Annotated in this window: 22 protein-coding genes; 14 read left to right on the forward strand and 8 right to left on the reverse strand. The window is 60.8% G+C overall.

Annotation, left to right across the window (positions count from 1 at the left end):
- Positions 1-18 precede the first annotated feature (18 nt).
- The 7 genes from SNL23_RS29110 to SNL23_RS29140 all read left to right on the forward strand — a co-directional run bounded on the left by SNL23_RS29110 (position 19) and on the right by SNL23_RS29140 (position 8,387).
- Positions 19-1,377 (forward strand): glutamine synthetase family protein, encoded by a 1,359-nt coding sequence (locus SNL23_RS29110; RefSeq protein ID WP_010167850.1) that lies wholly within the window; start codon positions 19-21, stop codon positions 1,375-1,377.
- Positions 1,378-1,435: 58 nt separating this feature from the next.
- A complete protein-coding gene (locus tag SNL23_RS29115) occupies positions 1,436-2,800 on the forward strand; it encodes an aspartate aminotransferase family protein (protein WP_318304447.1) in 1,365 nt (454 codons plus the stop codon).
- A 221-nt stretch (positions 2,801-3,021) separates the two neighbouring features.
- A complete protein-coding gene (locus SNL23_RS29120; protein ID WP_318304491.1) occupies positions 3,022-4,116 on the forward strand; it encodes a polyamine ABC transporter substrate-binding protein in 1,095 nt (364 codons plus the stop codon).
- Positions 4,117-4,281: 165 nt separating this feature from the next.
- Positions 4,282-5,376 (forward strand): polyamine ABC transporter substrate-binding protein, encoded by a 1,095-nt coding sequence (locus tag SNL23_RS29125; RefSeq protein ID WP_063026413.1) that lies wholly within the window; start codon positions 4,282-4,284, stop codon positions 5,374-5,376.
- A gap of 67 nt (positions 5,377-5,443) precedes the next feature.
- Positions 5,444-6,586, forward strand: coding sequence for an ABC transporter ATP-binding protein (locus SNL23_RS29130; protein WP_076013053.1), 1,143 nt, complete (start codon positions 5,444-5,446; stop codon positions 6,584-6,586).
- Entirely contained in the window at positions 6,583-7,503 is a 921-nt protein-coding gene (locus SNL23_RS29135; RefSeq protein WP_076013052.1) for an ABC transporter permease subunit, read from the forward strand. Before SNL23_RS29130 ends, SNL23_RS29135 begins: the two co-directional genes overlap by 4 nt.
- A complete protein-coding gene (locus tag SNL23_RS29140) occupies positions 7,500-8,387 on the forward strand; it encodes an ABC transporter permease subunit (RefSeq protein ID WP_167664054.1) in 888 nt (295 codons plus the stop codon). The genes SNL23_RS29135 and SNL23_RS29140 overlap by 4 nt, the downstream gene beginning before the upstream one ends.
- A 142-nt stretch (positions 8,388-8,529) precedes the next feature.
- Here the strand turns inward: SNL23_RS29140 and SNL23_RS29145 are convergent, their stop codons facing one another.
- Positions 8,530-9,171, reverse strand: a complete 642-nt coding sequence (locus SNL23_RS29145; protein ID WP_318304450.1) for an HD domain-containing protein — start codon at positions 9,169-9,171, stop codon at positions 8,530-8,532.
- A gap of 300 nt (positions 9,172-9,471) precedes the next feature.
- Here SNL23_RS29145 and SNL23_RS29150 point away from each other — a divergent pair, with 300 nt between their 5' ends.
- Positions 9,472-10,437, forward strand: coding sequence for a GlxA family transcriptional regulator (locus tag SNL23_RS29150; protein WP_318304451.1), 966 nt, complete (start codon positions 9,472-9,474; stop codon positions 10,435-10,437).
- Here SNL23_RS29150 and SNL23_RS29155 read toward each other — a convergent pair.
- Complete coding sequence (locus tag SNL23_RS29155) at positions 10,415-10,768, reverse strand: carboxymuconolactone decarboxylase family protein (RefSeq protein ID WP_016973032.1); 354 nt, start codon at positions 10,766-10,768, stop codon at positions 10,415-10,417. The two genes, SNL23_RS29150 and SNL23_RS29155, sit on opposite strands and share 23 nt — an antisense overlap.
- A 99-nt stretch (positions 10,769-10,867) precedes the next feature.
- Between SNL23_RS29155 and SNL23_RS29160 the strand changes: the two genes are divergently transcribed.
- Positions 10,868-11,770: an AraC family transcriptional regulator gene (locus SNL23_RS29160; RefSeq protein ID WP_318304453.1), complete on the forward strand. Its 903-nt coding sequence runs from the start codon at positions 10,868-10,870 to the stop codon at positions 11,768-11,770.
- Between the two features lie 132 nt (positions 11,771-11,902).
- Here the strand turns inward: SNL23_RS29160 and SNL23_RS29165 are convergent, their stop codons facing one another.
- Positions 11,903-14,266, reverse strand: a complete 2,364-nt coding sequence (locus SNL23_RS29165; RefSeq protein ID WP_318304456.1) for a penicillin acylase family protein — start codon at positions 14,264-14,266, stop codon at positions 11,903-11,905.
- A gap of 239 nt (positions 14,267-14,505) precedes the next feature.
- On the opposite strand from SNL23_RS29165, the gene SNL23_RS29170 reads away from it, so the two are divergent.
- Together SNL23_RS29170 and SNL23_RS29175 are read left to right on the forward strand one after the other, a co-directional pair.
- Positions 14,506-15,591, forward strand: a complete 1,086-nt coding sequence (locus tag SNL23_RS29170; protein ID WP_318304458.1) for a GNAT family N-acetyltransferase — start codon at positions 14,506-14,508, stop codon at positions 15,589-15,591.
- Positions 15,588-16,469 (forward strand): hypothetical protein, encoded by an 882-nt coding sequence (locus SNL23_RS29175; RefSeq protein ID WP_318304460.1) that lies wholly within the window; start codon positions 15,588-15,590, stop codon positions 16,467-16,469. The genes SNL23_RS29170 and SNL23_RS29175 overlap by 4 nt, the downstream gene beginning before the upstream one ends.
- Here SNL23_RS29175 and SNL23_RS29180 read toward each other — a convergent pair.
- The 4 genes from SNL23_RS29180 to SNL23_RS29195 all read right to left on the reverse strand — a co-directional run bounded on the left by SNL23_RS29180 (position 16,459) and on the right by SNL23_RS29195 (position 19,178).
- Positions 16,459-17,682 carry a DegT/DnrJ/EryC1/StrS family aminotransferase gene (locus tag SNL23_RS29180; protein WP_318304461.1) on the reverse strand — a complete coding sequence of 408 codons (1,224 nt, stop codon included), beginning with the start codon at positions 17,680-17,682 and terminating at the stop codon, positions 16,459-16,461. The two genes, SNL23_RS29175 and SNL23_RS29180, sit on opposite strands and share 11 nt — an antisense overlap.
- Entirely contained in the window at positions 17,679-18,092 is a 414-nt protein-coding gene (locus tag SNL23_RS29185) for a DMT family transporter (protein ID WP_076013044.1), read from the reverse strand. Before SNL23_RS29185 ends, SNL23_RS29180 begins: the two co-directional genes overlap by 4 nt.
- Entirely contained in the window at positions 18,092-18,448 is a 357-nt protein-coding gene (locus tag SNL23_RS29190) for an EamA family transporter (RefSeq protein WP_076013043.1), read from the reverse strand. Before SNL23_RS29190 ends, SNL23_RS29185 begins: the two co-directional genes overlap by 1 nt.
- Before the next feature lie 145 nt (positions 18,449-18,593).
- Positions 18,594-19,178 (reverse strand): DUF6436 domain-containing protein, encoded by a 585-nt coding sequence (locus SNL23_RS29195; protein ID WP_318304463.1) that lies wholly within the window; start codon positions 19,176-19,178, stop codon positions 18,594-18,596.
- 111 nt (positions 19,179-19,289) lie between these two features.
- Here SNL23_RS29195 and SNL23_RS29200 point away from each other — a divergent pair, with 111 nt between their 5' ends.
- Positions 19,290-20,231: an alpha/beta hydrolase gene (locus tag SNL23_RS29200; RefSeq protein ID WP_318304464.1), complete on the forward strand. Its 942-nt coding sequence runs from the start codon at positions 19,290-19,292 to the stop codon at positions 20,229-20,231.
- Positions 20,232-20,335: 104 nt separating this feature from the next.
- Here SNL23_RS29200 and SNL23_RS29205 read toward each other — a convergent pair whose 3' ends face one another.
- Positions 20,336-21,088, reverse strand: coding sequence for a DUF2059 domain-containing protein (locus SNL23_RS29205; protein ID WP_076013040.1), 753 nt, complete (start codon positions 21,086-21,088; stop codon positions 20,336-20,338).
- Between the two features lie 131 nt (positions 21,089-21,219).
- On the opposite strand from SNL23_RS29205, the gene SNL23_RS29210 reads away from it, so the two are divergent.
- Positions 21,220-21,852 carry a 2OG-Fe(II) oxygenase gene (locus SNL23_RS29210; RefSeq protein WP_076013039.1) on the forward strand — a complete coding sequence of 211 codons (633 nt, stop codon included), beginning with the start codon at positions 21,220-21,222 and terminating at the stop codon, positions 21,850-21,852.
- A gap of 2 nt (positions 21,853-21,854) precedes the next feature.
- Positions 21,855-22,349 (forward strand): DUF523 domain-containing protein, encoded by a 495-nt coding sequence (locus SNL23_RS29215; protein ID WP_318304492.1) that lies wholly within the window; start codon positions 21,855-21,857, stop codon positions 22,347-22,349.
- Positions 22,350-22,451 lie beyond the last annotated feature (102 nt).

Genomic DNA, 22,451 nt, shown 5'->3' on the forward strand with positions numbered 1-22,451 from the left:
CACAGCCCAGAGGCATTTATGAGTAACAACCTCGACCAGCTCACCGATTGGTTGAAAGACCACAAGATCACAGAAGTCGAATGCATGATTGGCGACCTCACCGGCATCACCCGGGGCAAGATCTCGCCGACCAACAAGTTCATCGCCGAAAAAGGCATGCGCCTGCCCGAAAGCGTTCTGTTGCAGACCGTGACCGGCGACTATGTCGAAGACGACATCTATTACGAATTGCTCGACCCGGCCGACATCGACATGATCTGCCGCCCGGACGAGAACGCGGTGTACCTCGTGCCCTGGGCCATCGAGCCTACGGCCCAGGTGATCCACGACACCTACGACAAGCAAGGCAACCCGATCGAACTGTCGCCGCGCAACGTGCTCAAGAAAGTCCTCAAGCTCTACGCCGATAAAGGCTGGCAGCCCATCGTGGCGCCGGAGATGGAGTTCTACCTGACCAAGCGCTGCGAAGACCCGGACTTCCCGCTGCAACCGCCGATTGGCCGTTCCGGTCGCCCGGAAACCGGCCGCCAGTCCTTCTCTATAGAAGCAGCCAACGAATTCGATCCGTTGTTCGAAGACGTCTACGACTGGTGCGAGCTGCAGGAGCTGGACCTCGACACGCTGATCCACGAGGACGGCACGGCGCAGATGGAAATCAACTTCCGTCACGGCGACGCCCTGTCCCTGGCCGACCAGATCCTGGTGTTCAAGCGGACCATGCGTGAAGCGGCGCTCAAGCACAACGTGGCGGCCACCTTTATGGCCAAGCCCATGACCGGCGAGCCCGGCAGCGCAATGCACCTGCACCAGAGCATCATCGACATCGCCACTGGCAAGAACGTGTTCTCCAATGAAGACGGGACCAAGAGCGAGCTGTTCCTGCACCACATCGGTGGCCTGCAGAAATTCATCCCTGAGCTGTTGCCGCTGTTCGCACCGAACGTCAACTCGTTCCGCCGCTTCCTGCCCGACACCTCGGCGCCGGTCAACGTGGAGTGGGGCGAAGAAAACCGCACCGTAGGCCTGCGCGTACCGGACGCCGGTCCACAAAACCGTCGGGTGGAAAACCGCCTGCCGGGTGCCGACGCCAACCCGTACCTGGCGATTGCCGCCAGCTTGCTGTGTGGCTACATCGGCATGGTCGAAGGCATCAGCCCAAGCGCGCCAGTGGTGGGTCGTGGTTACGAGCGCCGCAACCTGCGCCTGCCGCTGACCATCGAAGACGCCCTGGAGCGCATGGAAAACAGCAAGACCATCGAGAAATACCTGGGTCACAAATTCATCACAGGCTACGTCGCGGTCAAGCGGGCCGAGCATGAAAACTTCAAGCGCGTCATCAGTTCGTGGGAGCGGGAATTCCTGCTCTTCGCCGTCTGATGCGCCGGGCGCGCCCTTCAAACGGCGCGTCCTCACCTGAAACATCTAGGAGATTGGTATGTCCAGCAACAACCCGCAAACCCGTGAATGGCAAGCCTTGAGCAGCGATCACCACCTGGCGCCGTTCAGCGACTTCAAGCAATTGAAAGAGAAAGGCCCACGGATCATCACCAAAGCCCACGGCGTTTACCTGTGGGACAGCGAAGGCAACAAGATCCTCGACGGCATGGCCGGCCTGTGGTGCGTGGCGATCGGTTACGGTCGCGATGAACTCGCTGACGCCGCCGCCAAGCAGATGAAAGAGCTGCCGTACTACAACCTGTTCTTCCAGACCGCCCACCCGCCGGTGCTGGAACTGGCCAAAGCCATCTCCGATATCGCCCCGCAAGGCATGAACCACGTGTTCTTCACCGGTTCCGGCTCCGAAGGCAACGACACCATGCTGCGTATGGTCCGCCACTACTGGGCGATCAAAGGCCAGCCGAACAAGAAAACCATCATCAGCCGCAAGAATGGCTACCACGGCTCCACCGTGGCCGGCGCCAGCCTGGGCGGCATGACTTATATGCATGAGCAGGGCGACTTGCCGATCCCGGGCATCGTCCACATCGCCCAGCCTTACTGGTTCGGCGAAGGCGGCGACATGAGCCCGGAAGAATTCGGCGTGTGGGCAGCCAACCAGTTGGAAGAGAAGATTCTGGAACTGGGCGTGGACAACGTCGGTGCCTTTATTGCCGAGCCGATCCAGGGTGCCGGTGGCGTGATCGTGCCGCCTGCCAGCTACTGGCCGCGCATCAAGGAAATCCTCGCCAAGTACGACATCCTGTTCGTCGCCGATGAAGTGATCTGCGGCTTTGGCCGTACCGGTGAGTGTTTCGGTAGCGATTTCTACGACCTCAAGCCCGACATGATGACCATCGCCAAGGGCCTGACCTCCGGCTACATCCCGATGGGCGGCCTGATCGTGCGCGACGAAGTGGTCGCCGTGCTAAACGAAGGCGGCGATTTCAACCACGGCTTCACCTATTCCGGTCACCCGGTTGCAGCGGCGGTAGCCCTGGAAAACATCCGCATCATGCGCGATGAACAAATTGTTAAGCGTGTGCACGACGAAACGGCACCCTATTTGCAAAAGCGTTTGAGGGAACTGGCGGATCACCCGCTGGTGGGTGAAGTTCGCGGTGTGGGCATGCTCGGTGCAATCGAGCTGGTTCAGGACAAGGCAACGCGCAAGCGTTACGAAGGCCGTGGTGTTGGCATGATCTGCCGCACGTTCTGCTTCGAGAATGGCCTGATCATGCGCGCCGTGGGCGACACCATGATCATTTCGCCGCCGCTGGTGATCAGCAAGGCCGAGATAGACGAGTTGGTGACCAAGGCGCGGCACTGCCTGGACCTGACTTTGGCGGCTTTGCAGGGCTAAGTGCTAGGCTCAGAGCGCAGCGCCGATTGGGCGCTGCTTCTGGGATGTTAGAAAAGGCATTTATAAAAAGAGCGCTTTGGTTGAAAGCCGGCCTCGGAACTTGCCAGACTGTCGCCCTGTTTTGTTGCCCCTTAGACGGGCTGCGAAACACGTTGTACTTAAAGAACGAACGTGGCCCAAAAAAGAAAAAATTGGAGCATGACCGAATGAAGGCATTAGGTTTGAAGAACGCTGGCAAGACCCTCCTGGCCTTGTCCCTGATGGGGGCCATGGCAGGCGCGGCGCACGCCGACGATAAAGTGCTGCACGTTTATAACTGGTCCGACTACATCGCACCGGACACCATCGCGAACTTTGAAAAAGAGTCCGGGATCAAGGTGGTCTATGACGTGTTCGACTCCAACGAAACCCTGGAAGCCAAGTTGCTGGCAGGCAAGTCCGGCTATGACATCGTCGTGCCGTCGAACAACTTCCTCGCCAAGCAGATCAAGGCCGGTGTTTACCAGGAACTGGACAAGTCCAAGCTGCCGAACTACGACAACTTGAACAAATCCCTGCTTAAAGCCGTGTCCGTCAGCGACCCGGACAACAAGCACGCCTTCCCGTACATGTGGGGCTCCATCGGCATCGGCTACAACCCGGAGAAGGTCAAGGCCGCACTGGGCATCGACAAGATCGACTCGTGGGACGTCATTCTCAAGCCGGAAAACCTCGCCAAGCTCAAAGGCTGCGGTGTGAGCTTCCTCGATTCGCCAACCGAAATGCTGCCAGTGGCACTGCATTACCTGGGCCTGCCGACCGACACCCAGAAGAAAGAAGACCTCAAGCAAGCCGAGGCGCTGTTCCTCAAACTGCGTCCTTCGATCGGTTACTTCCACTCGTCCAAGTACATCTCCGACCTGGCCAACGGCAACATCTGCGTAGCCGTGGGTTATTCGGGTGACGTGCAACAGGCCAAGTCCCGCGCGGCTGAAGCCGGTGGCAAGGTCAAGGTTGCCTACGACATTCCGAAAGAAGGTGCCGGCAGCTTCTATGACATGGTCGCTATCCCTAAAGATGCCGAGAACGTCGACGCCGCCTACAAGTTCATGAACTACCTGCTCAAGCCGGAAGTCATGGCGAGCATTACCAACAGCGTGCGTTTCCCGAACGGTAACGAGAAGGCCACCGCATTGGTCGACAAAGACATCACCAGCGACCCAGGCATTTATCCGCCAGCGGACGTGCAAGCCAAGCTGTATGCCATTGCTGACTTGCCGGCTGCTACTCAGCGGGAAATGACCCGCAGCTGGACCAAAATCAAATCGGGCAAGTAAAGCCGCTTTGATACCTGTTTTGCTAACTGCCGCGATGCGCGCGGTGGTTAGCGAAACAATTAAATGACAGAAAGTTTTGCCGGATCGGTTTATCGAGGGTAAGTTGCGCGCCGGTTTTGTTGCCGGGCAACAACTTCGGGCCCAACTATTTAAGAGGACCTCCACTTGCCAATTTCTTTATTTCGCAAAGCCTTGCTGGTGGGTGCAGGTATCACGCTGGCTGTCAGCGTGCAGGCCGCCCCGACTGTGCATATTTATAACTGGTCGGACTACATCGGCCCGGACACCCTGGCCAACTTTGAAAAGGCCACCGGCATCAAGCCAGTCTATGACGTGTTTGACTCCAACGAAACCCTGGAAGGCAAGTTACTTGCCGGGCGTACCGGGTATGACGTGGTAGTGCCGTCGAACCACTTCCTTGGCAAGCAGATCAAGGCCGGGGCGTTCCAGAAAATCGACAAGTCGCAACTGACCAACTACGCCAACCTCGACCCGGCGCTGCTCAAGCGTCTGGAAAAGAACGACCCGGGCAACCAGTACGCCGTGCCGTATCTGTGGGGCACCAACGGTATTGGTTACAACGTAGATAAAGTCAAAGAAGTGCTGGGCGTCGACAAGATCGACTCCTGGGCCGTGCTGTTCGAGCCGGAAAACATGAAGAAGCTGGCGAGCTGCGGCGTGTCGTTCATGGACTCGGCGGATGAAATGCTGCCGGCGGTGCTCAACTACATGGGCTTGAACCCCAACAGCACCAACCCTGAAGACTATAAGAAGGCTGAAGAGAAACTCCTGAAAGTGCGTCCTTACGTGACCTACTTCCATTCTTCCAAGTACATCTCGGACCTGGCCAACGGCAACATCTGCGTGGCGGCGGGTTTCTCCGGTGATGTGTTCCAGGCCAAGGCTCGTGCAGCCGAGGCGGGCAAAGGCGTGAACATCGCCTACGTGATTCCGAAAGAAGGCGGCAACCTGTGGTTCGACGTTCTGGCCATCCCCAAGGATGCCACCAACGTCAAAGAGGCCCTCGCCTTCATCAACTATTTGCTGAAACCTGAGGTGATCGCTCAGGTCAGTGATTACGTCGGTTACGCCAACCCTAACCCAGGGGCGGACAAACTGATGGAGCAATCGATACGCACCGACGAAGCGGTTTACCCACCGCAGGCGGTTCTCGACCGGACTTTTGTCAACTTCGAGCTACCCCCGAAAGTGCAACGTTTGATGACCCGTAGCTGGACCAAGGTCAAGACGGGCAAGTAAAGCTCAAAATATCCTGGGCTCGTCTGTGTTGGGCGAGCTGCACTCTTTTTTTCTGGGAGTTTCGTAAATGGCAGTTGCCTCCGGCGCCTATAAGAAAGCCCTCGAGGGCGACCAGACACCTAAAAAGGTGCTGGTCAAAATCGACCGGGTCACGAAGAAATTCGACGAGACGATTGCCGTGGACGATGTGTCCCTGGAAATCAAGAAAGGCGAAATCTTCGCCTTGCTCGGCGGATCGGGTTCGGGCAAATCCACCTTGCTGCGCATGCTTGCAGGCTTCGAGCGCCCAACGGAAGGACGCATTTACCTCGACGGTGTGGACATCACCGACATGCCGCCGTACGAGCGGCCGATCAACATGATGTTCCAGTCCTACGCCTTGTTCCCCCACATGACCGTGGCCCAGAACATCGCGTTTGGCCTGCAGCAGGACAAGATTCCCAAGTCGGAAGTCGACGCCCGCGTGGCCGAGATGCTCAAGCTGGTGCAGATGAGCCAGTACGCCAAGCGCAAGCCGCACCAACTGTCTGGCGGTCAACGCCAGCGGGTGGCACTGGCGCGTTCCCTGGCCAAGCGTCCGAAACTGCTGCTGCTCGATGAGCCGATGGGCGCACTGGACAAGAAGCTGCGTTCGCAGATGCAGCTGGAACTGGTTGAGATCATCGAGCGCGTAGGCGTGACCTGCGTGATGGTGACCCACGACCAGGAAGAGGCCATGACCATGGCCGAGCGCATCGCGATCATGCACCTGGGCTGGATTGCCCAGATCGGCAGCCCGATCGACATCTATGAAACACCCACCAGCCGCCTGGTGTGCGAATTCATCGGCAACGTCAACATCTTCGAAACCCAGGTGGTGGACGACGCCGAAGGCCATGCGGTACTCAAGTGCCCGGACCTGGACCGCAACATCTATGTCGGCCACGGCATCGCCACCTCGGTGGAAGACAAGTCGGTGACCTACGCCATCCGCCCTGAAAAGCTGCTGGTGACCAGCGAAATGCCGACCTGCGAGCACAACTGGTCCAGCGGCAAGGTGCACGACATCGCCTACCTCGGCGGCCACTCGGTGTTCTACGTCGAATTGCCGAGCGGCAAGCTGGTGCAATCCTTCGTGGCCAACGCCGAGCGCCGTGGCCAGCGCCCAACCTGGGGCGACCAGGTGTACGTGTGGTGGGAAGACGACAGCGGCGTGGTACTTCGCTCATGAACATGAAGAAGTTCAAACGCCAGCTGCAACGAATAACCCCCGGTGGCCGGCATGTGGTCATCGGGATCCCTTTCCTCTGGCTGTTCCTGTTTTTCGCGCTGCCGTTCTTCATCGTCTTGAAGATCAGCTTTGCCGAAGCCGACGTGGCGATCCCGCCTTACACCGAGATCTACACCTTCGTTGAGCAAAAGCTGCAATTGGTGCTCAACCTGGGCAACTACGCGATGCTCGGCGACGATGAGTTGTACATCGCCGCGTACCTGGGCTCGCTGAAGATGGCGTTTTTCAGCACCATCCTCTGCCTGCTGATCGGCTACCCGATGGCCTACGCCATTGCCAGCGCGCGCAAGGAAATCCAGACCGTACTGGTGCTGCTGATCATGATGCCGACCTGGACGGCGATCCTGATCCGCGTCTATGCGTGGATGGGCATCCTCAGCAACAACGGTTTGCTCAACGGCTTCCTGATGTCCATCGGGCTGATCAACGAACCGCTGCAGATCCTCAACACCAACATCGCGGTGTATATCGGCGTGGTCTATTCGTACCTGCCGTTCATGATCCTGCCGCTGTACGCCAACCTGGTGAAGCATGACCAGAGCCTGTTGGAAGCCGCATCGGACCTGGGTTCGAGCACTTTCAACAGCTTCTGGAAAATCACCGTGCCGCTGTCCAAGAACGGCATCATCGCCGGCTGCATGCTGGTGTTTATCCCGGTGGTGGGCGAGTTCGTGATCCCGGAACTGCTGGGCGGCCCGGAAACCCTGATGATCGGTAAAGTGTTGTGGCAAGAGTTCTTCAACAACCGTGACTGGCCGGTGGCGTCTGCCTTGGCGGTCGTGATGCTGGCGATCCTGATCGTGCCGATCATTCTGTTCAACCGCAGCCAAGCCAAAGAGATGGAGGGCAAGATATGAAGCGCGTCAGTTTCTCAAGCTTCATGCTGGTGGCGGGGTTGCTGTTCATCTACCTGCCGATGCTGATCCTGGTGATCTACTCGTTCAACGAATCCAAACTGGTGACGGTGTGGGGCGGTTGGTCGGTGAAGTGGTACGTCGGCCTGTTGGACAACACCCAGTTGATGGGCTCGGTCGGTCGCTCCCTGGAAATCGCCTGCTACACCGCGATTGCCGCGGTGGCGCTCGGCACCTTGGCGGCGTTCGTGCTGACGCGTATCAGCCAGTTCAAGGGCCGCACGCTGTTTGGCGGCCTGGTGACGGCACCGCTGGTGATGCCGGAAGTGATCACCGGTCTGTCGCTGTTGCTGCTGTTCGTGGCCATGGCGCAGATGATCGGTTGGCCTCAGGAACGCGGCCTGGTGACCATCTGGATCGCCCACACCACGTTCTGTTCGGCGTATGTGGCGGTGGTGGTGTCGGCGCGCTTGCGTGAGCTGGACCTGTCGATTGAAGAGGCGGCGATGGACCTGGGTGCGCGGCCGTGGAAGGTGTTCTTCCTGATCACCATCCCGATGATCGCGCCGTCGTTGGCGGCGGGCGGCATGATGTCGTTCGCGCTGTCGCTGGATGACCTGGTACTGGCCAGCTTTGTGTCGGGGCCGGGTTCGACCACGTTGCCGATGGAAGTGTTCTCGGCGGTGCGACTGGGGGTTAAACCCGAGATCAACGCCGTGGCCAGTTTGATTCTGCTGGCGGTGTCGATCGTGACGTTCCTGGTGTGGTTCTTCAGCCGTCGTGCGGAAGAGATGCGCAAGAAAGCGATCCAGCAGGCGATTGAAGAAGCGGCTGCGGATGGCTGGGAGAAGCCGGCGGATTCGCGTCGGGCACCGGCACCGGTCTAATCAGGTCTATCTGAAGAAACCGGATCAAAAATGTGGGAGCGGGCTTGCTCGCGAAAGCGCAGTGTCAGTCGCTGGATGTATTGACTGATCCACTGCCTTCGCGAGCAAGCCCGCTCCCACAGTTGATTGCATTTCAAGTCAGCTATGCGTTCCAAGGCGACTTGCGAATCACCTCGACAAAGTTCATCGGCTTGAACCCCGGCTCCTGATCCACCAACACATCGGTCTTCACGTTGCCGAACGTGGTCTGCGGACGATGGCGCAGGCCATCGGCAAACGCGCAGATGATGCACTCCTTGAACCCTTCACCTCGTGGATGCGCATGCACCACTGCTTCGCGCTGCACGCTGGTAAACGCCGCGTACTCCATCCCCAACACATCCATTTCGACGCCCGCCGTCACCAGCGCCACAGTCGGACGTAAATGTTTGGGCACGCCCGGCGTGGTGTGCAGGGCAATCGACAACCACACCTGCTCGATGTCGTCATCGCTCAGCCCGTAAGGCTTGAGGAAAGCCGCTGCCGCGTTGGCGCCGTCCACTTCAAAGCGCTCGTCATCACTGCGGTGACCTTCCACCAGGCCCAGGTCGTGGAACATCGCGCCGACGTACAGCAGCTCCGGGTTATAGGCCAGCTGCTGGCGCTCACCGCTCAAGGCGCCGAACAGGAACACCCGGCGAGAGTGGTGGTAGAGTAGGTCGGATTCGATGTCGCGGATGTATTCAGTGGTGGCCTTGGCCAGGGCGCTGTCCGGGATCTTGATGCCGGCGATGGTGGTGCTCATGGTCGTTATCCTCAAGAAAGCGCCGGGTTGGCGCCGATGAGTCCAGTCTGGTCGTGCGCTCGCGAGGGGGCTACCGTGGTGAGGGAGTGATCCCGGCCAATGTGCCGCGATATCGTGCCAAGCGGACTAGTCTCTTGAAACCTGTGAAGATCAAATGTGGGAGCGGCGGTGCGACGATTCGACTTGCTCGCGAAAGCGGAGTGTCAGTCATTGGATTTGTCGACTGATCCACCGCTTTCGCGAGCAAGCCCGCTCCCACAGGGGTTGCATTTATTCAGTTGAAAAAAGGTGTGTTTATCCATGGGCAAAACCGTCGCCATCCTGATCTTCCCCGGCGTCCAGTCACTGGACGTGACCGGCCCCCTGGATGTGTTCTGCGAGGCCAACCGTTTTCTGCCGCCCGAGGAGCATTACCAGTTGGAAGTGATTGGCCTGAGCCACGGCAACATGGCCTGTTCCAACGGCTTGTCGTTGCAGGCGCACCGGCATTTCAGCGAAGCCATCGAGCCCTACGATTTGCTATTGATGGCCGGCGGGCCGCAGTTGCCGTTCGAGGATTTCGGCTCGGCGTTCAATCAATGGCTGCGTGATGCCAGCGCGCGAGCCAAACGTTTCGGCTCCATCTGCAACGGCGCCTTCATGCTCGCCCGTGCCGGTCTGCTGGACGGGCGCACCGTCACCACCCACTGGGGCGACGCGGCCGGTCTGGCCAGTTTGTGCCCATCGGCCCAGGTCGACGCCGACCGCCTCTATGTGCAAGACGGCAACCTCTACACCTCGGCCGGGGTGACGGCGGGCATCGACCTGTCGCTGTACCTGCTGGCCCAGGACCACGGCCCGGAAGTCGCCCTCAGCGTGGCCAAGCGTCTGGTAGTGTTCACCCAGCGTTCAGGCGGGCAGTCGCAGTTCAGCCCGTTCCTTACACCCCACGCGGAAGCCACCTCTGCGGTGGCATTGGTGCAGCTGTATGTATTGGCCAACCTGACAGGCGACCTGACCATCGCTGACCTGGCCAAGGCCGCCAACATGAGCGCGCGCAACTTCTCGCGGGTATTCGCCCGGGAAGCGCAGATCACCCCGGCCGAGTTTGTCGAGCGGGCGCGGGTGGACGCGGCGCGGGTGATGCTGGAAAGCACCCACGCACCGCTCAAGACCGTGGCCTATCAATGCGGCTTTCGCGACGCCCAGCACATGCGCAGTGTGTTCAACCGCCGGCTGGGCGTGACGCCGCAACAATTCCGGCTTAACTTTGCGGCGCCGGTTTGAGCGTGTCGTAGGCTTCCAGGGCACGCAGCGAGTAGATATACGCCGCGCCGGCATTCAGCGAAATCGCCGTGGCCAGGGTCGCGGCCACTTCTTCGCGGGTAGCGCCGGCCTTGATCGCCGCGTCGGCATGCACGCCGATGCAACCGTCGCAGCGCGTGGTGATGGCCACGGCGATGGAAATCAGCTCACGGGTCTTGGCATCCAGGACGTTGTTTTCCTCGGCAGCTTCCCCCAGCGCCATGTAGGCTTTGACCATCTTCGGGTTGCTCTTGCCCAGTGCGCCAAAGGCTTTCTTCACGGTAGGCAGCAAGTCGGACCAGTTATTGAACATCGCGTTAACTCCTGAACAGGTTGGGTGTGAATCCAGTCTGGGCCGTTCCGGTTTGGCGGTATTGTTCAATCCGCTCATCTTTTTGACCGATGCTCGCAAATGAACTCCATCGACACCTTGATTGCGTTGGCTAACCTGCGGGGCAGCCTGGACTTGCGTTGCCAGTTCCAGGGCGCCTGGGCCATGGACCACGAGCCCGAGCCGCTGGGCGTGGCGCCGTATCACATTGTGCTGGCGGGCACCTGCCGCGCCGAATTGTCCGGTGGGCAGCAGGTGACGCTGGAGGAGGGCGATATCCTGTTGATGCCCGGTGGCGCGACGCACCTGGTGCGCAGCCAGGGCGTGCGGGTGAAGCCGGTGGCGCAGACCGTGATCGAGGGCGGCCTGTTGCCGATCCATCGCCTGGGCAGTGAGCAGCCGGACGTGGACATGCTTTGCGGCAGCTTTCGCTATAACCGTCAGTCGTTGTTGTTCAGTGCGTTGCCGGACTATCTGGTGGTGTCGAGTCGGCAGTGGCAGGCCGATGGGCAACTGGCTGCGCTGATTGCCTTGCTGCGCAGCGAGGCGGACGGGCAGCGATTGGGGGCGCGCTTCTTTATCGATGCACTGTCGTCGGCGTTGTTCACCTTGATCCTGCGGGCGTGGCTGACGCAGCAAGCGCCGGTGGCGGGCACCTTTGCCTTGTTGACCGACAAACGCCTGGGCAAGGCCTGGCAGGCGATGCTGGCGGACCCCGGGCATGAGTGGACCATCGACAGCCTGGCCAGCGCCGCGTCGATGTCCCGGGCGACCTTCATGCGTGGGTTTGTCAAAGTGGCCGGCGTGTCGCCGTGGGTGTTGCTGACGCAGTTGCGCATGGAGCTGGCGTTCAACCTGCTGCAGCAGTCGCGGCTGAGCCTGACGGATATTGCCGCCCAGGTGGGGTATCAGTCTCAGGCGGCGTTCAGCAAGAAATTCAAGGAGACCTACGGTGAAGCGCCGGGGCGGCTGCGAGCACGGTAGACGCAACAACGCAGATCAAAATGTGGGAGCGGGCTTGCTCGCGAAAGCGGAGTGTCAGTCACCAGATGTATTGACTGATCCACCGCATTCGCGAGCAAGCCCGCTCCCACATTGGGTCTTCTGTTTCTTCAGTTATTGCGGTGTGCGGGCCGGCAACAGCTTGAGCGTACTACGGGTATTCGCCGTCACTTCCTCATCATTGAAGTGCGCCTGCTCATACCCGCCTTCGATATAGGTTTCCGCCTGGTCGGAGTAGTGCTTGTCGAACGGCACGCCACTCTGCCCGACCGGGTTGATGGTCAGCGCATGCGCCGCATCGGCGAAGTCGATCAGGCGCCGGGTCGATGGACCATACGTCACCGGCCATGGCGCCGGGCCGATCTGTGCGGATTGGTTGTTAGGCACTTCATGAGTACCGGGAGCGGCAAACGGGCCGACGTTGACGATCTTGTCCAACGGCTTCTGCGAGCCCAGCGGATGGCCGTGGGTCAGGGTGTGGGCCTTGCCCCATTGCCACTGCGACGGGTCGTCGCCGAAGGTCGCCTTGAGGTGTTGCAGGCTATTGTCCCACGCGAGCTTGACGGTCTCGGCGCGGTGGCCATCCCACCAAGGCGAATCCGCTGAAGCGGTCAGGCGCGGTAAGGCCGCATCCACCACTCGGGTGGTGAGCAAGGTCTTGAACATCGCATCGCCCAGCTTTGGGTGGAACGCGGCGTCGGTGAGGTTGAACAGGAACTGGTTGAACAGCGTGGCACTGGTGGAGTCCAGCGGGTAATCGCCTTTCCACGTTGCCAATTGCTCCACCAGTTTCAACTGCGCCGGGTCCTTGACCACCTCACGCAGCACCGGCAGCAGCGGTGCCAGCAGCCGTGGGCCGTAGGCGGTGGTGGTGCCGAGCTGCAAGGCCTGGCTGTTGTCCACATCCCATTTCACGCTGTTGTCGCTCAACTGGGCATTCAACTGCTGGCCACGGTCCGCCAGGTTGTAATAACCGGGAATCGGCATGCCGGTGGGGGATGCCGGCTGGGCGTTGGCAGACACCACGTAACCGCGCGCCGGATTTTCTTCCTGGGGGTTGGCGCTGAACGGGTAGAAGCCGAGCTTGTCCGCCTGGGCGGTGCTGCCGTCGAGGATAAAGCCCGGGTTGACCCCGGCCGGGCGGATCGGCAATTGCGCCGCTGCCCACCAGCCGATATCGCCCTTGGCATTGGCCCACACGATATTCAAGCCAGGCGCCTGGACCTTGGCCGCCGCCGCACGGGCCTTGGCCAGCGTGTCGGCACGGTTGAGCTGGTAGAAACCGTCGAGGATCGGGTTCTCGGTGTTGAGGAACGCCCACCACATGGCAATCGGCGTCTTGCCGGCGTTTTCGCCGAGCACGTCATTGATGATCGGGCCGTGGGGCGAGGTGCGCAGGGTCATGGTCACCGGGTCCTGGCCCTTGACCGCGATCTGTTGCTCGCTGCTGGTCATGTCCACCCAGTTGTCGTGGTACCAGACCTGGTTGGGGTTGTCCGGGTTGACCTTTTCGGCGATCAGGTCGAGGTCATCGTTCTGGAACATGGTCAGGCTCCAGCCGAAATCCTTGTTGTGGCCCAGGAACGCCACCGGCACCAGCGCGTTGTGATAACCGTAAAGCTCGAAACCCGGCGCTGACAGCTGCGCCTCGTACCACACCGATGGCACCGAGAAGCGGATATGCGGGTCGCCCGCCAGCAACGGTTTGCCGCTCTTGGTGCGGCTGCCGCTGATGGCCCAGGCGTTGCTGCCTTCGAACTGCGGCAGGCCGTTTTCGGCCAGGGCTTGTTCGCTCAACTGGGCGATGGCGCCGAGGTCTTTCCAGTCACCGGCAGCCAGGTTCAGTGCGCCCTTGGGCTGCCAATCGAGGTCGAAGACCTTCAGGTAATCGTTGCCCAACTGATCGCGTACATAGGTCAGCAACGGTTCGGTACGAAAGGCGGCGGCAAAGCTGTAGGCCAGGTAGCCGGCGACGCTGATGGTGTCTTCGGCGGTGAACGGACGCTTGGGGATGCCCAGTACGTCGAACTCCATGGGTTTGGCGTGGCTGTCCTGATACTGGTTGACCCCGTCCAGGTAGGCTTGCAGGGCCTTCCAGGACGCAGACTCATGGTCCATGTGTTCGACGTAGCTCAAGGCCCGCTCGCGAATGCGCAGGCTGCGGAACAGTTTGTCGGTTTCCAGCAACTTCGGCCCCAGCACCTCGGCGAGCTCGCCACGGGACAGGCGCCGCATGATCTCCATCTGGAACAACCGGTCCTGGGCATGCACGTAGCCGAGGGCGCGGTACAGGTCGGCCTCATTTTCGGCGCGGATATGCGGCACGCCTCGGTCGTCGTAGCGCACGGTGACCGAGCCTTGCAGGTGGGCCAGCTCCACCGTGCCCTGGCGGGTCGGCTGCTTGCTGTACACGTACCAGCCGGCGCCAACCATAAGGGCTACGAGCAGGATGGCCAGCGCGGTCAGGATGCGTTTCATGGGGTGTCCCTTATTAGTCGGTCGCCGTGAAGATTCGGGCAGTTTAGTGGGTTTGGCGAGCGCTGCGGAAAATGCTCTCGGGTTCGTGCTCCCTGAACCTGAGCTGCATGAAGTCGGGGTTCTGAAGTGGGCCGCGGGTGGGCGGAGTATTATGTTTACTCTGTTACATGACACCAGCGGCGCGATGATTCACCCCGTCATCCGGGCGCGCCTTTGCTATCACTTTCGGAATGCAATTTATGACAGATCCCAGCCGTGCACAGGTGCCTTATGCCTGCTGCATGGAAACGCCATCGCTGATCAGCCACTTTTTGCGATACCCGCCGGTGGGCTTCAACGCCCAGCTGTCAGCACAGGGACTGCCGTACTTTTTCACCCGGTTCGACCTGCAAACCACCGCCGACGATGAGCTGCGTGCCCGCCTGCGCAGTTGGCCGGGGTACCGTTTGTGGCAGTCGTGGCTGCAAGTCGACACCTGTTTTGTCGGCACCACGGTCAGCGAGTATTCGCCGTTTCCGCTGAGCGTACCGCCACAGGACATGGCGCAATGGCTGCAACAGGAATGTGCGCCGCAACGCAAACTCACCATCGTCAAAGATGTGCCGCTGGATTCTCCGCTGCTCAGCGTCGAGGACAATCGCTACGCACACGCGTTGATTGAGGCCTGCACCCAGCGCGGATTCATCAGTGTGGAGGGCCAGGCGCTGGCCTATGTGCCGATCGACTTCAGCTCGACGGACGAGTACCTGTCGCGGCTGTCCCACAGCCGTCGCCGCAATATCCGCCGCAAGCTACGCAGCCGTGATGAACTGCGCATCGAGATCCTGGACACCGGCGATGCCCGCTTCAGCGATGAGCAATGGCAGCAGGAACTGTATCGGCTGTACAAGGCGGTGTACGCACAGAGCGAGATCCACTTCGACTTGCTCACGCCCGAGTTCTTCATCCAGTTGCTCACCGATGCCGACAGCGGCGGGCATGTGTTCTGCTACTGGGACGAGGACGAGCTGGTTGGCTATAACCTGTGCTATCAGCAAGACGGCAAGTTGCTCGACAAGTACATCGGCCTGAACTACCCACTGGCACTGGAGCACAACCTGTACTTCGTCAGCTGGTTTGTGAACCTGGAGTTCGCCCTGGAAAAGGGCCTGCAGTTTTATGTCGCGGGGTGGACCGACCCACAGGTCAAGTCCAGCCTCGGCGCCAAGTTCACGTTTACCCGCCATCTGGTCTGGGTGAGAAACCCGCTGCTGCGCAAAGTGATGAACCGTTTCCGGCACCATTTTGAAAGCGATATGCAGTGGCAGCAGGAGCAAACCGCATGAGCCAGGCCCGTCCCGCATTGATCCTCGATTTTGACGGGGCCGTGAATAACATTCCCGGCGCCATTACCCTGCCGCTGCAAGCCTGGCAGGAGAAGATTCGGTTCGGTTGCCGCTGGGCCCAGTTCAAGGAGCTGGAACGTGCGCTGCAAACACAGATGCCCAGTGACTACGGCTGTGTGTTCACCGGCAGCGGCGACTATCACCATCTCAGCCAGTTGTTGTTGAATCGCCTCCCCACCCAGCAAAAAATCCAACTGATCATCTGCGATAACCACCCGGACAACATGCGCTATCCGTTTGGTATTCATTGTGGGTCCTGGGTCTACTGGGCCAGCCGTTTGCCGCAGGTCGAGCATGTGCATGTGCTGGGCATCGGCTCGCCGGACATTTCCCTCAAGCACGCCTGGGAGAATCACTGGTCGCCGTTGGTGAAACGCAAGCTGACCTACTGGAACACCAACGTCGATACCCGCTGGTTGAAGTGGATCGGCGCAGGCCGCAGCAATCGTGCATTCGCCAACGCGGACGAGCTGATGAGCGCGTTCCTGGCGCAGCTCGACCGGTCGTTGCCGGTGTATCTCTCCATCGACAAAGACGTGCTGAGCCCGCAGGTGGTGAATACCAACTGGGACCAGGGCGAGTTTCTGGAGACGCATTTGAATCAGCTGATCGATGCATGCCACGGCAGCATCATTGGCGCGGACATTACCGGCGACGTGTCTGCCTACCACTACCAGAGCAAGTTCAAGCGCTGGCTGAGTGCGTCGGATGGCCAGGAAGAGCTGCCGGAGAACCAGGTCGTCATCTGGCAACAGCAGCAGAATGAGTTGAATGCGCGCTTGTTGACTCGCATCGATCAGAGCTGGGCTAGCGTTTAAGAATTCGCCGTAGATGATCCAGCACTTGCTCGAACAGTTCGTCCGTCAGCCAGTGGCTGTTGCTGATCGACAGGGTTTGGGCGGCGAAGCATTGCGCGTGCGGGGTCGCGGCGCCTTGCTGCAAGAGCGGGGTGAGTGCCGGGTAGCCCGGCAATACGTGGATGAACAGGCGGGTGACGCCCAGGCCCGATGTCCACAGCTGCGCCATGGCGGTATCACGGGTTTGGGCGCTGGGCATCACCACCATCAGGAACGGCCAGGTGCCTTGCTGGCCTGGGCCGTCGGTCAACACCGAAACGCCGGGCAAGCCGTTGAGCAACGCCACGCGGCGCAACGCCCGCAGGCGCCCTTGCTGCAAATGTTCGGGCAGGCGTGTCAGCGCTGCAGCACCTACTTTTTGGCGATAACTGCCCAGACGGTGCAACGGAATATCGTTGACGCAAAAATCGTCGCCGACCGCCGCCACTTCATCGCCCCGCGCCAGCGCCGCCCGCAGCGGCTTGCCGTACACGTACTTGAGCCCGCGAGGCTGATACGCCGCGGCATAGCCCCACAGCTCGGCGCTGCGTTGCACTTCCCAGCGCAGGCTGAACGGCAAGTCCTGGCGGCATTGCTGGTGCAAGGCCTGATGCAGCGCCGGGTCCCGGCTGAATAACACGCCGCCTTCGGCCGTCGTCAGGCCTTTGCCCAGCGCCATGCTGAAAAAGCCAATATCGCCTTTGAGCCCGACGCTTTTTCCGTCATCCATCGCGCCCATGGCTTGGGCGGCGTCTTCGATGATTGCCACGCCAAGCGGATCGGCAATGCGCTTGGCGGCATCCACATCCGCCACACGCCCGGCCAGGTGGGTGACGACGATCGCCAAGGTGTTTTCGTTGCACAACTGCGCCAGCTGTTGTTCGTCCAGGTCAATGCTGCCGGGCTGTAAATCGCACGGCACCACCCGTAGAGGCGGGCAGTGATGGGCAGCCAGGGCCACCAGCGGGCAGGTGTAAGCCGGGACGATAAGCTCGGTGCGCCCAGGACTTCGTTGCTGCAACACTCGCAGCGCCATGATCAGGGCGGCAGTGCCGGAACAGGGCAGGGCCGGCAGCGGGATATCGAGTTGCTGGGCCAGCGAGCGGGCCAGGTCGCCCGAGAGGTTGAACAAATCCCGCCAGCGCAGGGGAAGTCCCGCTGTTGGCGGAATCTCCCGGCCGGCAACGCGGGTCATGACGCCAGCGTCTGCGAGGGCTCGGCCTCGACGGTCTTGCTCTCTTTGTCTTCGCTACGCGCCAGGCACAGGATGCCCGCGATAATCAGCGCACCACCGACGATTTTAGGCAGGGTTAACGTGTCATTGAACAGCCAGACGGAGATCAGCGTCACGCTGATCAGCTCCAGGTGTGACGCCGCAAATGCCGGGCCGACCGGCGCGTATTTCAACAACGTCATCCAGGTAAAAAACGCGCCGATGTAGCCAACAAATGCACCGTAGATCCACGGCGCGCCGAACACGCGTATCAGCCAGGCGGCGTCCATCGTCAGCGGCTCGGCGTGAATCGAGGCGAACTTAAAGCTGACCTGCGCCAAGGTATCGAAAACGATCAGCGACAGAAAACCCAGGATATAAAACCGTTTCATTACTCAAACCCCACGACGGTCACGCCACAGGCGATCAGCATGATGCCGATCAACCGCCATTTGGTCAGGCTTTCCTTAAACAGGAAACGCCCGGCAATCATGATCACCACAATATTGATGGAGCCCAGCATCACCCCGACCGACAACGGCACCAGCGTCAGGAAAGCCAGCCACAGCACGAATTCGAAGACGTAGCAGATGATGCCCAGCCAGATCCACGGACGCTTGAGCATATGGCGCCAGTGGGCCATGCCGTCATGCTCGGCGCTGGCTGAGGCAGCGGCTTTAAACGCCAACTGGCCGGACGTATCAACGATGACGTTGAGTATCCAGAGGATGATGGTTAATTGGCTCATGTGTTCCCGTGTCGTCTGCTTGTGCGCCTGGCACCGACGACTCAAACGCCGTCCGCCCCACTAGCTGGTCACGATACAGGAGCATGCCGATACAGTTATTCGAGTTTGCCGAATGAACAGCGTCTGTTCAGCTTGGCGCGTCGCCTCAGGGTGGAGGGGCGGCCGCGTTCCACTCGCAGTAACAGCCTACCGCCAGGGTGTGGGTCGCATTGACCTCGCGCCCGACTCCGAGGGCTTGCAGGATGGGCTCGATAAAACTGTTGCTGGAGTTACACGTCAGCCCTTCGCTGTAGGGCCCGAAGTAGGCCAGCTTGCCGCTGCGGTCCCAGATGCCTACGGCGGGGCTGGCAGGCAGGTGTTGGGCGCCTGGCACGGCTTTGAGGGGCTTCATCGCGCCGAGGGTGGCGGGCAGCTGGCCGTGGCTGCCGGCCTTTTGCAGGGAATAAAACTCTACGCCTTGGGGCGCGTACTGCTCGATCAGCTCGCTGAGGTGCTGTTGGTTGCCGACATTGCACGGGCAGGCCGGGTCCCAGAAGTGCACCAGGCGGATCGGGCCCGGGCCGGCAAGCTCGGCCGGCAGGCTCAGGCTGTCACCGGAAAACACCGCCGTATGCTCACTGAACGCCCGCAGGTAACGTCCCTGAAACCAGTCATACGCCGCCCATAGCACCCCGGCGCAAATGATCACGATCAGGCTGGCGAAGAGGGTGGTGCGGTAGGGCTGTCGCATTTGGATCGATCCTCGGAGGACGCGTAGCTTGCCATGCTTGCCCTGACAGATGAATATCGCGGCTCGATATTCATCTGTTCAACGCGTTGAAGCCACAGTCTGGAAGTTCTTATGCCCGTTACGTTTGACCCTGATCATCTACGCGAAAGCTTGCGGCCCCTGGTGGACGCGCAGCCGCTTTCTGCCGAGGCCCGGGTCTACCAGCGCTTCTACGGCCTGGACCTGCCCGCCCGCACAGTGCCCGCAGTGAGTCGCCTGGGGCGGGTTGCAGTGGATGGGTTCGAGGTGGTCTGCCAGGTGTGGTGGCCGCCCGTTCCGGTGGCGACGATGTTCCTGTTCCATGGCTTCTACGACCACATGGGTTTGTACCGCAATGCCGTGGATTGGGCGCTGGACCAGGGCTTTGTGGTGATCGCCTGCGACTTGCCGGGCCATGGTTTGTCCAGCGGCGAGCGGGCCAGTATCGATGACTTTGCGGTGTACCAGGACGTGGTGCAGGCGCTGTTTGAACAGGCCAAGGCGTTGCAATTGCCGCAGCCGTGGCACCTGTTCGGGCAAAGCACCGGCGGCGCGATTGTGGTGGATCACCTGCTTAACCATGGCGTCGACAGCCCGGCCCAGGGCAAGACCTTTTTGCTGTCACCGCTGGTGCGCCCCCGTGCCTGGGGTTGGTCGCAGCTCAGTTATTACCTGCTCAGGCCGTTCGTCAAAGGCATCGCCCGGCGTTTCAGCGATAACACCAACGACCCGCAGTTCAAGCCGTTCCTGGAGGCCGACCCGTTGCAGCCCCGGCAACTGCCGACCGCCTGGGTGGGCGCCTTGGCGCGCTGGATCAAACGCATTGAAGCAGCGCCACGCAGTACGCGGCGGCCGGTGATCGTGCAGGGCGAGGAGGACATGACGGTGGACTGGCAGCACAACCTGAAGGTGCTGCGCAGCAAGTTCGACCAGCCGGAGATTTTGATGCTGCCGCGCGGCAGGCATCATTTGGCGAATGAGATTCCGGAGATTCGACAGCAATACTTCAGGTTTCTCACCGACCACCTGAAATAACGCAATCCAAATGTGGGAGCGGGCTTGCTCGCGAAGGCGGTAGATCAGTTAGCATAACCAGTGACTGGCACACCGTCTTCGCGAGCAAGCCCGCTCCCACAGGGTTACTGCGCCAGGCTTGAAGTGCTCTGCCCGACCGCCAGGCCGGCCCGGATCGCCGCCAGTGCCGCCTTGTAGTACGCCTTGCCATCCGGCGACTCCGCGAACGTCGCGAACTCCTCCAGTTCCGGGTCAGACAGATCCCGGTAGACGTACAGCAACGTGTTGTTCAAATCATTGCCAATCTGCTGCATCAAGCGCTCACGCTGGCCGTTCAACATGCCTTGCGCCTGACCGCCGCCCAACAGGCCGGGGATCATCTGGCTCAAGCTGTCGGCCGCCACACCGGCAATCGCCAGGCTGACTTCAGCCCCGGCTTCCCGCGCAGGCAGCGCCTGGGCCAGGTGGCCGATGATCAGGCTGCGGGTGGCGTCGGCTTCCATATGGGGCAAGCCCTGGGCATTCTTCGCCAGTTGATCCCGGCGCGTGGCCAGCAACTCGGCGGCGACAATCTTGCGGCCAAGGGGCGATTGGAAGAAGGCCAGCGCCGGCTTTGGGTCCGCCAGATTCTTGCGAAGCTGTGCTTCGGCGCGCTGGTCTACCGACTGAGGCGCAAAGCGTTTATTGCTGTTGTCCACCAGCGCTTGATACACCGCCGGCGGCAAGCTGTTGCGGTAGCGTTGCTGGGCAGCACTGAGGGCGTCATTAAAATGCGCGCGCTGGTCTGCCCAGCCGGCGACCTTGTACAACTGGTCATGGCTGTCTGCCCAGGCGGGCAAAACGCAGAGCATCAGCAAGGAAAAAAACAAACGACGCATAGGGACTCCTGTCAGTCGGCCACTATTGTCCGTGTCGGGCGTAGGATTTGTCGAGAAATCCTATCGGTCACCTGACTAAAGTGTATTCAGACGCTCGGCGGCTCTGTCGGATTCACAGGCGTATGGATACTATGCGCGCCATGCCCATACCCTCCGACCACCCGCTGCTGTTACGCATTGTCGATGACCTGGCCGCACAAGGCTGGTCGCAGCAGAATATCTTCCTGCCCGAGGCTCTGACCCTCGAACTGGCGGCTGAGTGCCATAAACGCGCCGCCGAGGGTGAATTGGCGCCGGCAGCCGTCGGGCGCGGGCCGTCCCAGGAGATTCGCGAGGGCATTCGGGGTGACCATATCCAGTGGCTGGAGCCGGGTGAAGTGGTTGCCTGCGACACCTACCTCGAATTGATGGACAGCCTGCGGGTGGCGATGAACCGGGGCCTGTTCCTGGGCCTGGAAGACTTCGAAAGCCACTTCGCGATGTACCCGCCGGGGGCGTTTTACCTCAAGCATGTAGACCGTTTTCGCGATGACGACCGGCGCATGGTGTCGGCGGTGATCTACTTGAACAACGCCTGGCTGCCGGAGCATGGTGGCCAGTTGCGCATGTACCTCAAGGGCGACGTCGAATACGATGTGGTGCCCATCGGCGGTTGCCTGGTGGTGTTCCTGTCGGGGGAGATCCCCCATGAAGTCATGCCCGCCACCCGCGAACGCCTGTCCCTTACCGGCTGGTTTCGCCGGCGGGGTAACGAGCCGTTCTGATGATGCAAAAGATTCTGGTCAGCCGCTGCCTGCTGGGGCACCGGGTACGCTACGACGGAGGCGCCAGCGGGCCTTTCGACCAACTCGCCGCATGGCAGGCGGAAGACCGGGTGGTTGCCGTGTGCCCCGAGGTTGCGGGAGGTTTGCCGACGCCACGGCCGTCAGCCGAGATCCCGGGCGGGCAGGGGATTGACGTGTGGGAAGGCCGCGCCCAGGTGCTGACGGCCCAGGGCGAAGACTTCAGCGAAGCTTTCCTCGAGGGTGCCCGCCAGGCGTTGGCCTTGGTGCAGCGTCACAACATCCGGGTCGCCGTGCTCAAGGCCAACAGCCCGTCTTGCGGCAATCTGCTGACCTATGACGGCACCTTCACCGGTGTGAAGGTCACGGGCGAAGGCGTGACGGCGGCATTGCTCAAGCGCCATGGGGTGTTGGTGTTCAGTGAGCTGGAACTGCCCGAAGCGGCAGCGGCCCTGGCAAAACTCTCCAGCCCGACATAGATCAACATGTGGGAGCGGGCTTGCTCGCGAAAGCGCAGTGTCAGTCACCCGATGCTCAAGCTGACCCACCGCATTCGCGAGCAAGCCCGCTCCCACATTGAC

The organism is Pseudomonas sp. SED1, from assembly GCF_034044025.1.
In the GTDB taxonomy this organism is placed as follows: Bacteria; Pseudomonadota; Gammaproteobacteria; order Pseudomonadales; family Pseudomonadaceae; genus Aquipseudomonas.